This is a genomic window from Leuconostoc palmae (assembly GCF_019656075.1).
Taxonomy (GTDB): Bacteria; Bacillota; Bacilli; order Lactobacillales; family Lactobacillaceae; genus Leuconostoc; species Leuconostoc palmae.
Genome location: NZ_BPKZ01000016.1, coordinates 1 through 14,297, shown reverse-complemented (window position 1 = coordinate 14,297; position 14,297 = coordinate 1). Strand labels below are relative to the sequence as shown.

The window sequence follows — 14,297 nt, the reverse complement described above, 5'->3', positions numbered from 1 at the left end:
ACGGCCTTCTTGGTGAAGTTTAACCAATGAATCTTTGAAATCTTGCGAATAACGAATTGATATAAAAATACTCCTATACTTTCATTTTACGGACTGAATAAAAATAGTCCATTTTTTTAGTATAAGAGCAGTTTCTAGTGCTAAAGACATTGTAGATGGTAAAGGAACTTGTTTTTTTATTAATCCATACAAGCAAAATGAAGCAGCCATAATAATCGTAGTTATGGGGATAGAGCCGGTATTAATTGTAAGAACAGTTACACCAATAATGACAAAAATTAAAGCAAGCGTACTATATTTAGTTAATTTTTCATGTAAAAATAGGATAGCAACTACGACGTTCATTATAGGCATGATATAATAACCTAAACTTGCTTCTGTGGCTTGATGATGGGTTACCATATAGATATAAATAAACCAATTCAAGGAAATAAATAGAGAGCTCATTGCAATATAGTAGATGCGTTTGTTTTTAATTAGATTTATAACTGTTAATAACATATTGTGCCAATCTTTTTGAATGGTAATAACGAAGAGAATGGTAACGAGCGACCATATAACTCGATAAGAGAGTGTGGCTAATGGTGGGACAGTGTGTAATAATTCCCAGAAAAGACCAAGTATACCCCATAAAGTATAGGCAATAAAGTATAGGCAATAAAGTATAGGCAAATAACGCAGAACTAATACCTAATCGTTTATTTTTCATAGTAATCTCCTAAAATTAGTATAATTAGTATGTTAGCATGAAATTTAACGCATAAAGTAGGATTGTGTGATTTTTAATCAAAGAACGTTAAAAAGTTGAGAAATTATGAAAGAGTTAACACAGCTATCAAACCAATTAATAGAAAATACTAAAGCGTTTCAAGTCTTTAACGCTTTGATGTTATCAAAGCATATTGAAGAAGCCGAAATTAAAATTTATTGGGATATTATACTTTTACAATCAAGTTGTGACCCAAAATTACGAAAAGCATTACTTATTTTAGATAATAAAACGAAAGAGAAATATAATAGTGTTTTTTTTCAGGACCTCAGCTTGTTACAATATTTTACTCAAGCAATACAGCGTATTGTAGACGAGATTATTTCACTGAAGAAAGGCATACGATTTGATTTAGAAGATCTATCATTAATAACCAGTTTGTCTCAGTCGGGCATCAAAAAAAATCAAACAATTGGTATTATTGGAGATAGTGTTTCATTTGGGTTGAAGTCTGACTTTAATTATGGGCAGTATATCCAAAAAGCAACAGGTGCAATGATAAAAAATTTGGCAATATCTGGAGCCCATCTTTGTGATAATGGCTATAATAGTATTTATCAACAATCTGTTAGGCTAGATACATCAGACTTATGCATATTCCAAACAACAGATGATGATTGGCTAGCTAATGTGCCAATTGGCTCAAAACAAGATTTACCGCATGAATCTTATATAGGTGCTTTTTATCATACTATTGAACAACTTAAGAGAAAACAGAAAAAAATAATGATTCTAACACCTACGTTACAGTCACCAGTAAAAGGTGATAGAGTACGGAGAACTGATAAAAGTAAGAATAAACTAGGCTACGATTTACATGATTATGTCACAGCAGTAAGGGCAGCATGCCAAGATTTAACGTTGCCATTAGTTGAATTGATGACTGCCAAGCTGTTTAATCCAGCGGATCAAACATTTAGAAAAAATGTCATGCCTGACGGGTTACATCCCAATAGTAAAGGACACAAAATTATTGCTAAAGAAATTGCAAAAGTTTATCAAACTGATTTACAAAAAAAAAGCAGTGACTAGGACTGCTTTTTTTTATTCAAATAAAACACGAACGCCTTCTGGAATTACGAAGTCTTTTTGTAGAAGGGTTAACTCCCCAGAACTAGAGTTACGTTGATACAATGAAACGTTATCAGTATCTTGATTGGCAACAACTAAGAACTTTTGATCTTTGTCCCAATTCATATCACGAGGGAATTCACCCTCAGTACTAATTAATTGAGTTCTTTCTATTTCGGCGCCTTCATTAATAACTTTGAAAACAGCCACAGAATTATGACCACGATTTGATGCGTAAATGTAGCGACCGTCGTTACTTACTCGAAGTGCAGCAGCACCATTATGTGCATCCCAGTCAGAAGGAATAGTTGAAGCAGTCACGACATGTTCAAAAGAACCATCTTCTTGATTATATTTTAGAACGCTCAAGAGGCTTGATAATTCTCCTAGTAAATAGGCGTATTGACCGTCTGGCGAAAAACGAATATGTCGTGGACCAAATCCATCTTCAGTTTTGAAGCGTTTTGCTTCAGTAAAGCTACCATTTTGTTCAACATTGAATGTTATGACTTCATCTGTTCCTAAATCAACCGCTACAAGTCGATTATCTGGGGTTAAGTTGGCAAAATGAATATGGGGTGATTGTTGTTCTGGACGAGGACCTGACCCACTATTTTGCCAAGTTGTTACTTTTAATAGTTTACCATCAGGCTTAATCTGATAAGATTCAACTGTGCCACGATGGTAATATCCAGCAAAGACAAGTTGTCTTGCTTCATCAACACCAATATACGCTGGAGCAGAACCTTCACTTAAGTTAGCTTCTATTTCTTTAAGTGGGCGTTGCTTCTGATCTAAGACCACAACACCACCATTACCATTACGATTTTCAACTGCATATACTTTATCTTGTTTAGAAGTTGCTAAATAAGTAGGGTTTGTTAGTTCACCAACAAATTTGGCATTTTTCAGTTGTTTAGCATCCGTATCTAATTCCGCTTCATATAATCCTTTAGAAATACGTTTGGTATATGTCCCAAATAATATTTTATAGATTGCCATATTAAAATCTCCTTATAAATTTACCTCTATAATAGCATACATGTAAGGGGTTTCACAAGTTGTGAAAGCATTTTTATTTCAGTATAATGGAAGAAGCGAACAAATGTTCAAAGGGGTTAATATGAAATTCATTCATGCAGCTGATGTGCATTTAGGCAACACTTTTAAAGGATTAAGTAAGCAAATGCCGGCAAATTTGAAAAAGTTAGTTGAAGAATCAACAATTATGGCCTTCCAAAATATGATACGTAATGCCATTGAAGAACAAATAGATTTTATTTTGTTACCTGGTGATTTTTATAATGTTACCAAAAGCGGACCAGCCATACAAAATATTGTGACAGAATCTTTTTCATTACTCAAGAAAAATCAAATTGGGGTTTTTTTAAGTTTTGGGAATCATGATTTTGAAGTAGATAAACAAAAGCATTTACCATGGCCAGATAATGTACAGATTTTTGAACAAAATGTGGAGACGAAGGAAATAATACTGAATTCGGGCGAAAAAATTGCGATTACAGGTTTTAGTTACCAAACACCGCGTCAGAATAATAGTGTAATTGATAAATTTCCAAAAAAAAGGTTAAATGTTGATTATCATATTGGTATGTACCATGGTAGCATTGGTAATTCAGGTGAACCTTATGCAGCCTTCAAAATTAGAGATATGTTGGATAAGAATTATGATTACTGGGCCTTAGGACACATCCATGCTAGACAGACTTTAAATGAAGTACCATTCATAGGATATTCTGGTGATTTGCAAGGATTAAATAGAAAAGAGGTCGGAGAGAAAGGGTATTATTTGGTAAGTCCAGACAAAAGCCAAAACTTAGTACCCCATTTTTGTAAAACAACTATTATACTTTGGCAAACATTATCTATTAACTCTTTGAATGATGAAAGTGACATTACAGAAAAAATAAAGTCCATTAAATATGATAATAAACCCGTTTTCATGACAATTTTGGTAGATGAGGTTCACAATTCGGTTATTAAAGAACGCATAGAAAATGGTATTACATTGGAAACATTACGCAAATGCACACCAGAATATATATGGATCGTTAAAATAATTGTTAAAAACACACTATTATTGGTTAATCATATAGATGAAAAATACTGGAATCAAGCGTTAGAGAATGTGATGAGTGAGTTTAATATCAATGATTATTTATCTGAACAAGTGCCAATAACAATAAGAGAATTTTTTATGACAGAATCTGGGCAACAAAATTTAAGAGAAAGTATGCAGCAGTTGCTGAGCCATCACAAAGAGGAGTAATTGAGTGATGAAAATTAAACAAATTTATATTAACGGATTTGGTAAATGGGCACATCAAGAATTCGATTTTTCTACTAATTTTCAAGCAATTATTGGTCAAAACGAATCAGGCAAAACAACTATACGTGAATTTATTGTGTCAATGTTATTTGGTTTTCCAACTAAAAAAGGGCAAGCTAATGTTTATGACCCCAAGAATGGTAGTAAATATGGTGGCAGTATAATTGTTGATTTTCCTGAAAGTCAGGTAAAAATAACAAGAACAGGGCGCGTTCAATCAAGTTTAAATATAATTGATATTCTAACGGGAGAAGAAATAAGTAGCCCTGAAGAATGGTTAAACAAACAATTAGAGCCGCTTAATCGAGAAATGTTTGATGCTATTTTTAATTTTAGTCAGATGGATTTATCCAAGATTTCGAAATTAAAGGTTAATGATCTTAAAAGGATAATTTTAAGCATTGGTGCAATTAATAGTCAACAATGGTTAAAACTATCCGAAATATTAGAAAAGGAATCAGCGAATCAATATACACAACGTAAGAATAGTCAACGAGTGTTAAATGTATTAACTAATCAATATGAGACACATCAATTACTCATAAATAAAAGTCAAGTTGATGTTCAAAACTATTTAGATTTAGAGAATCAAACAAAGCAGGTTGACAGTAAAATAAAACAAAACCAAGAAACATTAGTTTCTTATAAACAAAAATCAGAGCAACTCAGAGCAATGATTTATCACTATGGATTAGTTAATCAAGCTAATAAAATAAAAGAAAAAATTAAAGACTCGATTGTATCAATTTCAGAAATGGATATACTTCAGTATCGACAATCAAAAGTAAGTCAGAATTTGATCGAAAATAAATTGAATACTTTAAAAAAAGGGATGAAAGAAAAGTTAACTAATGATTTTTTAATCGATGTTGCTCAATTTAAAAAATCATTAGTTAATTTAAAACTAATTCATAATCGTTTAGATATGCTATCTAGTAGTCTTAAAAAATTACAACAAAAGAAACAGGCTATTAACAATTTATTTGAAATAGAAGTCCCTCAAGCACTTTCTAAAGAGGAAGGCGCATTAATATCTAAAAATATGATATTTTTTCATATTGCATCGGTAGTATCATTAGCTTTGATCATAGCTTCTTATTCCATTTTTAAACCAGGTATCTTAGTTGGCCTAATGACAGGAGGATATAGCACCTATAAGTTGATGTTTCACTATAAAAAAATTATAGACATCAAAAATAGGTACGGTGGTATTTCGATAAAAAATATACAAAGATTACAACCTAAAATTCGTGAATTGCCCGAAATTAATCAGCAAATAAAACAAATTAGTAACGGCATATCTAAGCAATTACATCAAGTTGAATATGATTTGAATAGAGATGTAGGAACCATTGACCGATATTTTTCAATTAAAAAAATAGAAGATCTCACTTTAGCAATATCAAAGCTTGAATCACAAATTAAACAATCCGAACTAGAACATCAGAATCAAAATCAATTGGTCGTCATTAAACAACAACAAATTCTTTCTGAGTTAAAAACCTACGAGTTACAATTTGAACATGAACATCAGATTCAGCAAATTTTACTAGATAAATATCATTTTAATAATGATGCTGATTTTGAAAAAGGTTATTTTGATAGTGTGGAGCAACAAAAAAATATTAATCGATATCATGATTTAATCAAACAAATACCAGATGATCAGTATAATAAGTTAATAACAATAGATAACATGTCAATTTTAGAACAGAAGTTATCAGAGAATAATAAGCAAAGTGAACTCATTGAAAATAATATTGCTAATTTAAAGACAGAAGTGACCAAGTATAAAATTAAGCAAGAACAATTGATGAGTAATGATCAATATTTATCTCAGCAACAAGATTTAGCTAATGAAGAAACCGAGTTAATTGATTATTTTGAGCAGTATTTAGCAAAAAAATTAACTATCCGTTGGATTAATGAATCATTATCATTATCGTCAGAAAATAGGTTTCCGAAAATGAAGACAGCAGCATTACATTATTTTTCAAGACTAACATTTGGAAAATATGTTGACATGCATTTTCAAAAAAATAATATTAGAGTTGTGACAAATAATTATCAGATATTTGATATTAATGAGTTATCTACGGGAACAAAAGAACAATTGTTTGTTGCCTTAAAATTCGCATTGGCTCAAGTTATTTCCGATGTTATAGCGTTACCACTATTTATTGACGATGGATTTGTAAATTTTGATGCCAAAAGGCGAACTGAAATAATAATGATTTTAAAGGAAATATCAAAAAGACAACAGGTGTTTTATTTTTCGACAGCTTTAACGAATAAAGAAGGTATCAATGTGTTAGACTTGTGAAAAAGGAGTTTTTATTATTTTGAAATTATTAACTGAATATCAAGAAAACGATCAAGTAGATACTTTTGCGTTAATAAAAAACGCAGATGTTCGCTTAACAAAAACAGGAAAGACCTATTTGAGTTTAATTTTTTCTGATAGATCAGGAGATCTACCAGGTAACTTATGGGACGTTTCTAATGAACAAATAAAGTCATTTATTCCGGGTGCCATTGTTAAAATACAAGGTGTACGAGGTTCGTTTCAGGATAAACCGCAGATTCAAATTACAGAAATACGGTTAACCAATGGTGGAGAGCCTAATAATTCATCAGATTTTATGCTACATGCACCAATAAAAGAAGATGATATGCGTAGTGAGCTTAATGATTATATTTTAATGATAACAAATCCTGTATGGAATAGATTAGTTAGAAAGTTATTTGCTGCATCACAGGAACAATTTTTGCAATTTCCTGCTGCAAAAAGTAATCATCACGCATTTGCGGGTGGATTAGCATTTCATTCACTGTCGATTGCTCGACTTGCAGTACAAGTTGCCAATCAATATCCACAAGTTAATAAAGAACTTTTATTAGCAGGTGCACTATTGCATGATTTAGGCAAAGTGATTGAACTTTCTGGTCCAGTTGCAACACAATATACTTTAGAAGGCAATTTAATTGGACACATTGTTTTGATTGACGAACAAATTGTCTTAGCTGCAAATGAATTACATTTCGATATTCACTCAGAAGATCTGGTTTTATTACGTCATGTTATATTATCTCATCATGGATTAATGGAATATGGATCACCGATTAGACCAGCGACTATGGTAGCTGAAGTATTACATCATTTGGATGAGTTAGATGCTAATATACAAATGATGACTTCAGCTTTGGAAAAAACTGATAATAACGAATTTTCTGAGCGTATATTTGGATTAGATAAGCGTCGATTCTATAAAAGTGATTTAGAGCAAAGCGCAGAAATAAATTAAAAAAGATCCCTGTTAACAGGAATCTTTTTTAATTTATTTCTTTGTTGATAGACCAGCTGTTAAATAAGCATTTAATGCATTTTTTAACTGAGAATCCTTAACACTGACATTTTCTTTTCGTAAAATTTGTCCAATAATTGCTTGTATTTTAGAAGAGTTTTGCTGATCATTTAAGAATTTGTTAACAACTTGATCCGCTAATTTAGTACGAATACTATTTAAGCTGGGTTTTGTAGTAGTTTTATTCAGTTGAATGACGTAAATGCCACCATTTGAACCAGCTACTGGTGATGATGTGTAATCACCAGTTTTTTCTAATTTAAATGCTGCATCTTGAATTGCCGAATCAACATTACGACTTGTTGAATCAAAAGCAGGTAACTGGCCGTTTTGTTTTGAATATGTTGTGTCTGTTGAATATTTTTTGTAAACATTGTTCCAGCTATCACCAGACTTCAATGCATTGATGGCATCTTTAGCAGCATTATCATCCTTAGCCGTAATTAATGAGATAGTTGTATTTGAATGATAGTCTTTATAGGCGTCACTGATCTGTTTATCAGTGACTTTGTAATTTGCTTTTACAGCAGCATTCATTATCAAATTATTTTTGATGTTTGTTTTAAATTGTGATTCGTTAGTGTTATTTGATGATAATACTTTTTCAAAAGAGTCACCATATTGTGCTTTTTGTGTATCGAATGCATCTTGTACATCCGATTGGGACACATTACCACCATATTTTTTTGCTAAAACTTTGTTAATAACCAAATTAGCGAATTCTTGTTGTCCAGCTGGTGACTTTTTGAGATCTGAAACAAATTCTTGTTCAGTAATTTTGCCTGAATCTGATGTCATTAGAGTTTTTGATGAATTTAAACCAAGATATATCAAGCCTGCGCCGAAGATAACGACAATCAGACCCCAAATAAATTTACGCATGATATGCTTCCTTTTCTGATTAGTATTTTGTATATTTTAACATAAAAAAAGGACTTACGCCCGATACTTTGATAACTCAGCATTGATACGATTTGAAGCTTCTTGAATGCGATCAATATGTGGCTTGTTTTTAAATTTCATTTTGTTAATATCGTCTTGAATGTCGTCGCTCACAGTTTGTATATAGTTAAGTTTATCAGATAGATTTTTTTGTTGAGTTGTTAATTTTTTACTTAATAGTGTCAGTATTTTTATTTGATGTGCTAAGGATTTGATTTGATTAATTAGTTTCATTGGTTGACCGCCTTGTCTATTCAAATTGAGATGCAATAGCAGTTGCAATCTTTTGATATTGATCGGGTGAAAAATTTTCACTATTATCAATAGTTGGGGCTAAAACGCTGGATAAATTATCATTATCAAAACGTGGAATCAAGTGCCAGTGTGAGTGGAAAACTGTCTGACCAGCTGATTGTCCGTTATTAGATTGAATATTCATACCAGTAATAGCAGGATTGCTTTTTTTGATTGCCTTTGCGATAAGAGGCAATTTAAGTAAAATTTTTTGCGCTAAATCATCATCATATGCAAAAATATCGGAAACGTGCTGCTTAGGAACAACCAATGTATGGCCTGGAGTAACTTGGGAAATATCTAGAAAGGCAAATACATCATTATCCTCATAGACTTTATAGCTAGGAATTTCACCTGAAATAATTTTGTCGAATATGTCCATTACTAATCTCCAATCAATTGTTTAATCATGTCTATTATACCAAATAAGCTCCAGTCCCTGTTATAATAATGATATGGGATTAAATGTAAACAATTTAACGGGTGGCTACTCCGGAACTACTGTGCTAAACGGTGTTAACTTCAAAGTTGAAAATGGCGAAATCGTGGCGCTTATTGGTCTTAATGGTGCGGGAAAGTCCACAACTATTAATCACATAATTGGTGAATTACAACCAACTAGTGGTGAAATATCATTAAATGGCGCGCGATTAGCAGACAATCCAACTATTTTTAAAAAACAAATTGCTTACATTCCTGAGCAGCCAATGTTATATGATGAACTCACATTATCTGAACATCTTCATTTAATGCTTGCTACTCATGAAATTGATAATGTGCAGTCTTGGAAACGTGTCGAAGAATTGCTAAACATGTTTAGATTATCAGATAAGCAACATTGGTTACCAACGCATTTTTCAAAAGGAATGAAACAAAAAGTTATGCTGGTTGCAGCATTCATGCTAGAGTCACCGTTATTAATTGTTGATGAACCTTTTTTAGGCTTAGATACTGTGGCTCAAAAAGATGTGATTCAACTGTTAAAGCAACATGCCTCGTTAGGAAATTCTGTCTTGATGACAACACATTTATTATCATCAGCTGCAAAGTTTGTTGATCGTTTTGTTGTATTAAAAGATGGGCAAGTTTACTTTACTGGATCAGCGGCACAATTAGGGGACAGGTTTAATTTAAAATTTAATCAGTTAGACGATTTCTTTGATGTATTTCAGCAGGTATCTTCTTATGAACATGCGTAAAGTTTTTAAGGAGCGATTCATTAATGCCCAAAAACGTAACCTTAGATATCTTCGATTATTATTCAACGATCATTTTGTTTTATTTCTACTCATTGCTTTTGGTGGATTAGTATTAGGTTATCGTGAAATATTTAAACAAGCAGAATTTAATTGGGTTTGGCATTCGCCTGTGACACCTTTTTTAATTGCGTTTTTCTTAACTTTGGTATTTCAAATTGGCAAACTTGTTACGTATTTCGAACCAGCTGATCGTCTGTTTTTTCTTGGTACAGATTATTTTATAGCAACAGATTATTTATGTTATGCGCTGTGGTCTAGTTTTTGTTTTTCAATGCTTTGGCAGTGTTTAGCGATAGTATCAATCTTACCAATAATCATAAAACTTGGAGAATTATCTATAATTAAGTTAATAACGTTAATTGCTTTTTATTTAATATATAAATTGGTTATTTTACTACTCGAAAAAGAACAGTTGTTTCAAAGTTCGAGACTGAAAATGAATCACATGTATTATTTAATCGTTTATTACCTGATACCATTTTTATTACTAGGATTCATTTTGAGTCTGTCAAGTTCTTTTTTCCTTGTTTTAATTAATTTCTTTACGGTAGTGTTCTTACTGATTATTTTGATGAATTTTAGAAATAATCACAAAGTTTCTATTAATTGGAAAATGGCTATTGAGCAGGCTGTAAAGCACAAACAACTGGTTTATCAATTTTATGCAACTTTTGCTGAAATACCACAGCAAGTCAAAACAATCAAACGACGTCGATATCTTGATCTATTTTTAAAATTGATCACAAGAAATCAAAAAGCACTTTATCGCTTATATGTGGTGCGATTAGCACGCGATAGAGATATTTTACCGTTATTAGTAAACATACTGTTAGTGGGCGCTATTTTAATTTTATTAATACCTCGTACAACAATATTTTTGACTATGGGCATAGGATTAATTATTTTATATCTCGTTACTTTTCAACTCATACCATTATTCAAAGATACAGAAAACACACTGTGGACAAGAATAATACCGATAGATATTAGTCAGCGAGAACGAATATTTATGTCACTTGTTTATCGCATGAATTTATTAGTGAGTGCAATACTAGTGAGTTGTAACTTTAAAAATGGCTTACATCAATCGATAACATTTGTTATTATATTAATTGCTGGTAATCTTTTGCTTTCCAAAATATATGTGCCACATCAACTGCAAAAAATAAAAAAAGGATATTTGTAATTTTTTAAATTACTTTGGTAAATTTATGCATCTCCGAGCAAAACCTTGGGCAGCTAACTGGTTAAGTGCCCATTCAGACATTGTGATTACGCAAGAAAAAGCGACACAACAGATTGGCAAATGGCAAGATTTGTTTAACAACCGACAACCCATCCATGTTGAAATTGGATCAGGTAAGGGGCAATTCATATTAGGTATGGCATTAGCACATCCTGATATTAATTATATTGGTATGGAAATACAAGAGACAGCAGTTGCCATTGCTGCACGTAAAAGTTTTGATCAGGTAGGTAAACTTCCTAATTTGAGATATATTTATGGCAACGGTAATGGGGTAGAAACTTATTTTAAAAAAGCAGAAGTTGAGAAAATATACCTTAATTTTTCAGATCCTTGGCCAAAAACACGTCATGAGTCACGTCGATTGACATATAAGACTTTTTTAAAGTCTTACGAAGCAGTCTTGCCTGACAGCGGTGAAATAGAATTCAAAACAGACAATCGTCACTTATTTGAATATTCTATTGTTAGTTTTATGGATTATGGTATGCGATGGACACCTGAAGACTATACTTTGGATCTACATGAAGATGAAGAAAAAGTTGCCGGTAATATAGAAACTGAGTACGAACAAAAGTTTTTAGCAAAGGGACAACCAATTTATAAAATTAAAGCTCATTTTTGAATTTAAGGAAAATAGTAACAATGATTGTTACTATTTTTTATGATGATAACATTTTGGCATTACCAAGACTGCTAAGTTGTATTTATAATTAGGTTAACAATTAAAAGGGGTTATGATTAATGAGGGCTTTAGAAGTTAGAGAAATACTAGCGTCACAAATTTTCAATGGAAATATAGATACAACAGCAAAGATTGCAATCTCAAGATTAACAAATGATGGAGTCGATATTGATAATATGATATAAACATGAGAAAATTGTGGCGTTTTCAGATAAAAATTTTGATTTTAAAACACCAACAAATGATGGGGAAATTTACAACGAACTTAACAGCTATGAAATCTTTGATGCTGAAAAGTTATAAAGCGAAAGCCAATTTTGTTAGACAGAGTTGGCTTTTTTATTTTCATATTTATATCATATTTTTGGATGTTACTCATATAAATTAGCCTATTTTATGTGATTGGTATTTTACTTGTATTTTGTAAGTGAAAATGATAGGCTTATCTCAAATGGAGGAACTATATCATGAAGATAGCAGTAATCGCAGCGAATGGAAAATCTGGTCAACGTATTGTTGAAGAAGCGCTGAGCAATGGATTGGATGTAACAGCCATCGTTCGTAAGGAAAATAGAAGCAAAGCAAATCAGGCAATTATAAAAGATATTTTTGATCTGACAGCTGAAGATTTATCATCATTTGATGCCGTTGTCGACGCTTTTGGCATGTTTGACCCCAATCACTTGGATCAGCATTATACATCAATTAAACATCTAATTGAAATTTTGAGCGGAAGCAAAACAAGACTATACGTTGTGGGTGGCGCTGGCAGTTTATATGTTGATAATAATATGAGTGTTCAGCTAAAAGATACTCCAGATTTTCCTGACGCATTTAAACCATTAGCTGAGAGCATGAGTCGAGGATTAGAGTTACTTAAAAGTTCAAAAAATATTCATTGGGTTTACATTAGTCCAGCAGCTGATTTTGATAGTGAAGGGCCAAAGACAAATGATTATGCTTTTGCAGGTGAACAGTTAATGATAAATGCAGAAGGTAAGAGTTATATTAGTTATGCAGATTATGCCTCGGCTTTGGTAGAGCAAATCAAAAGTTCTAGTATAGATAAAAAACGTATTTCTGTATATAAAAAATAAAAACGTTTTTTCATTTAATTTTAAATAAACACGGAATTAATCTATGAGAAGCGCTTAATGCAGAACAAGTTAATTCAAATATGTTTAATATGAAAACTTAGTAAAGTAAAAAAATATAAATATTACAAATAATATAGCTAGCTTAGCGGATCCTATATGACTAAACTCTCCCAATAAATTATGATATTATCTCATTTAACCGCTGAGCTATTCGATATCGGCATCATATGTCGATATTTTTTTGAGAAATTTTAGTGATGATATTATTTGAATACCGTAAAATTGGATCGCAGTCTATTTTTTAAAAAATGATTATATAATTTAAAGTTATTTATCCAAATTCAGCAATTTAATTTTGCTGAAGAGATTGCATTTTTGCATGTTACATCTTTGTTCTAAATAAACACATAAAAGCCCTCGATAATCGGAGGGCTTTTTTATATGTTTATTCATATGTTGAGTAGCAGACAATGGTTATAGAACCTATAAATTGTGGTAGCTAAAAGTTTTAACTCAGCAGCATAGAGTGATAACACAAGTACATTCTGACGAAAGAAAGTAATTAATGCTAATTAAATCATCTTTTGGAGAAAATTGGATCAGTTTTAATGATGTCTACTTCAGAAGTACAACTAACTGATCACAATTAGCACAGAACCGAATAGTCAACAAAATGTGATTATTGAGATTATCAAAATAAATGAGATAATCAATACACGAGAGAGTCATATACATTAATTGTTTGATAGACGTTTATCAAAAATAGTGTTATAGTTGAAAACACTTAGCGGAGTTTAATTTTATCACCCCCGCATATTATGAAGTTTATCTAACGACTACCGCTAAGTTATCAAACATCGATTAATTCGATGTTTTTTATTGTAAATAATTAATCAGAAAGTTAGATGGAAACAAGAAAAAGATATGTTTAATTAGTATATCTGATCAAATGTGTAACCCAAAATTCAAAAGGAAGAACAGTTTATCTGATGTTTAGTTATTTTAAATCGGTTGGAATTAACCTTTATTTTTACGAAAAACCGCTCTATCAGTCATTTTGATAAAACGGTCAATATAGGTGTTTAGGGGGATTGTAAGGAGTTCACACAGTAGTTATATAAGCATTTTTTGAAGCCCTAATTAGATGCTCTTATACTAAAAAAATGGACTATTTTTATTCAGTCCGTAAAATGAAAGTATAGGAGTATTTTTATGTCAATTC

Annotated in this window: 14 protein-coding genes; 9 read left to right on the top strand and 5 right to left on the bottom strand. The window is 31.6% G+C overall.

Annotated elements, in window-relative coordinates; genetic code table 11:
* Positions 1-81: 81 nt before the first annotated feature.
* Positions 82-672, bottom strand: coding sequence for an EamA family transporter RarD (rarD, locus tag K5Q12_RS06875; protein WP_308442798.1), 591 nt, complete (start codon positions 670-672; stop codon positions 82-84).
* 142 nt (positions 673-814) lie between these two features.
* Here rarD and K5Q12_RS06870 point away from each other — a divergent pair, with 142 nt between their 5' ends.
* A complete protein-coding gene (locus K5Q12_RS06870; RefSeq protein WP_220743052.1) occupies positions 815-1,801 on the top strand; it encodes an SGNH/GDSL hydrolase family protein in 987 nt (328 codons plus the stop codon).
* Between the two features lie 12 nt (positions 1,802-1,813).
* Here the strand turns inward: K5Q12_RS06870 and K5Q12_RS06865 are convergent, their stop codons facing one another.
* The gene (locus K5Q12_RS06865; RefSeq protein ID WP_220743050.1) at positions 1,814-2,842 is read right to left on the bottom strand and encodes a lactonase family protein; all 1,029 of its coding nucleotides are present in this window, start codon (positions 2,840-2,842) and stop codon (positions 1,814-1,816) included.
* A 121-nt stretch (positions 2,843-2,963) separates the two neighbouring features.
* Here K5Q12_RS06865 and K5Q12_RS06860 point away from each other — a divergent pair, with 121 nt between their 5' ends.
* From K5Q12_RS06860 to K5Q12_RS06850, 3 genes are read left to right on the top strand one after another with little or no spacing between them, the layout of a single operon-like run.
* Complete coding sequence (locus K5Q12_RS06860; RefSeq protein WP_220743048.1) at positions 2,964-4,127, top strand: metallophosphoesterase family protein; 1,164 nt, start codon at positions 2,964-2,966, stop codon at positions 4,125-4,127.
* 7 nt (positions 4,128-4,134) lie between these two features.
* On the top strand, positions 4,135-6,510 hold the full coding sequence (locus K5Q12_RS06855; protein WP_220743046.1) for an ATP-binding protein: 2,376 nt from the start codon (positions 4,135-4,137) through the stop codon (positions 6,508-6,510).
* Positions 6,511-6,526: 16 nt separating this feature from the next.
* Positions 6,527-7,492, top strand: coding sequence for a 3'-5' exoribonuclease YhaM family protein (locus tag K5Q12_RS06850; protein WP_220743054.1), 966 nt, complete (start codon positions 6,527-6,529; stop codon positions 7,490-7,492).
* A gap of 33 nt (positions 7,493-7,525) precedes the next feature.
* Here the strand turns inward: K5Q12_RS06850 and K5Q12_RS06845 are convergent, their stop codons facing one another.
* The 3 genes from K5Q12_RS06845 to K5Q12_RS06835 are packed head-to-tail and all read right to left on the bottom strand — an operon-like array spanning position 7,526 to position 9,170.
* Positions 7,526-8,434, bottom strand: a complete 909-nt coding sequence (locus K5Q12_RS06845; RefSeq protein ID WP_220743043.1) for a peptidyl-prolyl cis-trans isomerase — start codon at positions 8,432-8,434, stop codon at positions 7,526-7,528.
* Positions 8,435-8,488: 54 nt separating this feature from the next.
* Positions 8,489-8,728: a hypothetical protein gene (locus tag K5Q12_RS06840; protein WP_220743042.1), complete on the bottom strand. Its 240-nt coding sequence runs from the start codon at positions 8,726-8,728 to the stop codon at positions 8,489-8,491.
* 16 nt (positions 8,729-8,744) lie between these two features.
* Positions 8,745-9,170: an HIT family protein gene (locus K5Q12_RS06835; protein ID WP_220743040.1), complete on the bottom strand. Its 426-nt coding sequence runs from the start codon at positions 9,168-9,170 to the stop codon at positions 8,745-8,747.
* A 73-nt stretch (positions 9,171-9,243) separates the two neighbouring features.
* Between K5Q12_RS06835 and K5Q12_RS06830 the strand changes: the two genes are divergently transcribed.
* From K5Q12_RS06830 to K5Q12_RS06815, 5 genes are all read left to right on the top strand, one after another.
* On the top strand, positions 9,244-9,987 hold the full coding sequence (locus tag K5Q12_RS06830) for an ABC transporter ATP-binding protein (RefSeq protein WP_220743038.1): 744 nt from the start codon (positions 9,244-9,246) through the stop codon (positions 9,985-9,987).
* Positions 9,974-11,233 (top strand): ABC transporter permease, encoded by a 1,260-nt coding sequence (locus K5Q12_RS06825; protein WP_220743036.1) that lies wholly within the window; start codon positions 9,974-9,976, stop codon positions 11,231-11,233. Before K5Q12_RS06830 ends, K5Q12_RS06825 begins: the two co-directional genes overlap by 14 nt.
* Positions 11,234-11,258: 25 nt before the next feature.
* Positions 11,259-11,918: a tRNA (guanosine(46)-N7)-methyltransferase TrmB gene (gene trmB / locus K5Q12_RS06820; RefSeq protein WP_220743034.1), complete on the top strand. Its 660-nt coding sequence runs from the start codon at positions 11,259-11,261 to the stop codon at positions 11,916-11,918.
* A 119-nt stretch (positions 11,919-12,037) separates the two neighbouring features.
* On the top strand, positions 12,038-12,163 hold the full coding sequence (locus tag K5Q12_RS07205; RefSeq protein WP_281418958.1) for a hypothetical protein: 126 nt from the start codon (positions 12,038-12,040) through the stop codon (positions 12,161-12,163).
* 282 nt (positions 12,164-12,445) lie between these two features.
* Entirely contained in the window at positions 12,446-13,075 is a 630-nt protein-coding gene (locus K5Q12_RS06815; RefSeq protein ID WP_220743031.1) for an NAD(P)-dependent oxidoreductase, read from the top strand.
* Positions 13,076-14,297 lie beyond the last annotated feature (1,222 nt).

Excerpts from the sequence above, each read along its gene's own strand:
- K5Q12_RS06870 (WP_220743052.1), top strand. The coding sequence starts at position 815 with ATGAAAGAGTTAACACAGCTATCAAACCAATTAATAGAAAATACTAAA.
- K5Q12_RS06865 (WP_220743050.1), bottom strand. The coding sequence starts at position 2,842 with ATGGCAATCTATAAAATATTATTTGGGACATATACCAAACGTATTTCT.
- K5Q12_RS06860 (WP_220743048.1), top strand. The coding sequence starts at position 2,964 with ATGAAATTCATTCATGCAGCTGATGTGCATTTAGGCAACACTTTTAAA.
- K5Q12_RS06855 (WP_220743046.1), top strand. The coding sequence starts at position 4,135 with ATGAAAATTAAACAAATTTATATTAACGGATTTGGTAAATGGGCACAT.
- K5Q12_RS06845 (WP_220743043.1), bottom strand. The coding sequence starts at position 8,434 with ATGCGTAAATTTATTTGGGGTCTGATTGTCGTTATCTTCGGCGCAGGC.
- K5Q12_RS06840 (WP_220743042.1), bottom strand. The coding sequence starts at position 8,728 with ATGAAACTAATTAATCAAATCAAATCCTTAGCACATCAAATAAAAATA.
- K5Q12_RS06835 (WP_220743040.1), bottom strand. The coding sequence starts at position 9,170 with ATGGACATATTCGACAAAATTATTTCAGGTGAAATTCCTAGCTATAAA.
- K5Q12_RS06830 (WP_220743038.1), top strand. The coding sequence starts at position 9,244 with ATGGGATTAAATGTAAACAATTTAACGGGTGGCTACTCCGGAACTACT.
- K5Q12_RS06825 (WP_220743036.1), top strand. The coding sequence starts at position 9,974 with ATGAACATGCGTAAAGTTTTTAAGGAGCGATTCATTAATGCCCAAAAA.
- trmB (WP_220743034.1), top strand. The coding sequence starts at position 11,259 with ATGCATCTCCGAGCAAAACCTTGGGCAGCTAACTGGTTAAGTGCCCAT.
- K5Q12_RS07205 (WP_281418958.1), top strand. The coding sequence starts at position 12,038 with ATGAGGGCTTTAGAAGTTAGAGAAATACTAGCGTCACAAATTTTCAAT.
- K5Q12_RS06815 (WP_220743031.1), top strand. The coding sequence starts at position 12,446 with ATGAAGATAGCAGTAATCGCAGCGAATGGAAAATCTGGTCAACGTATT.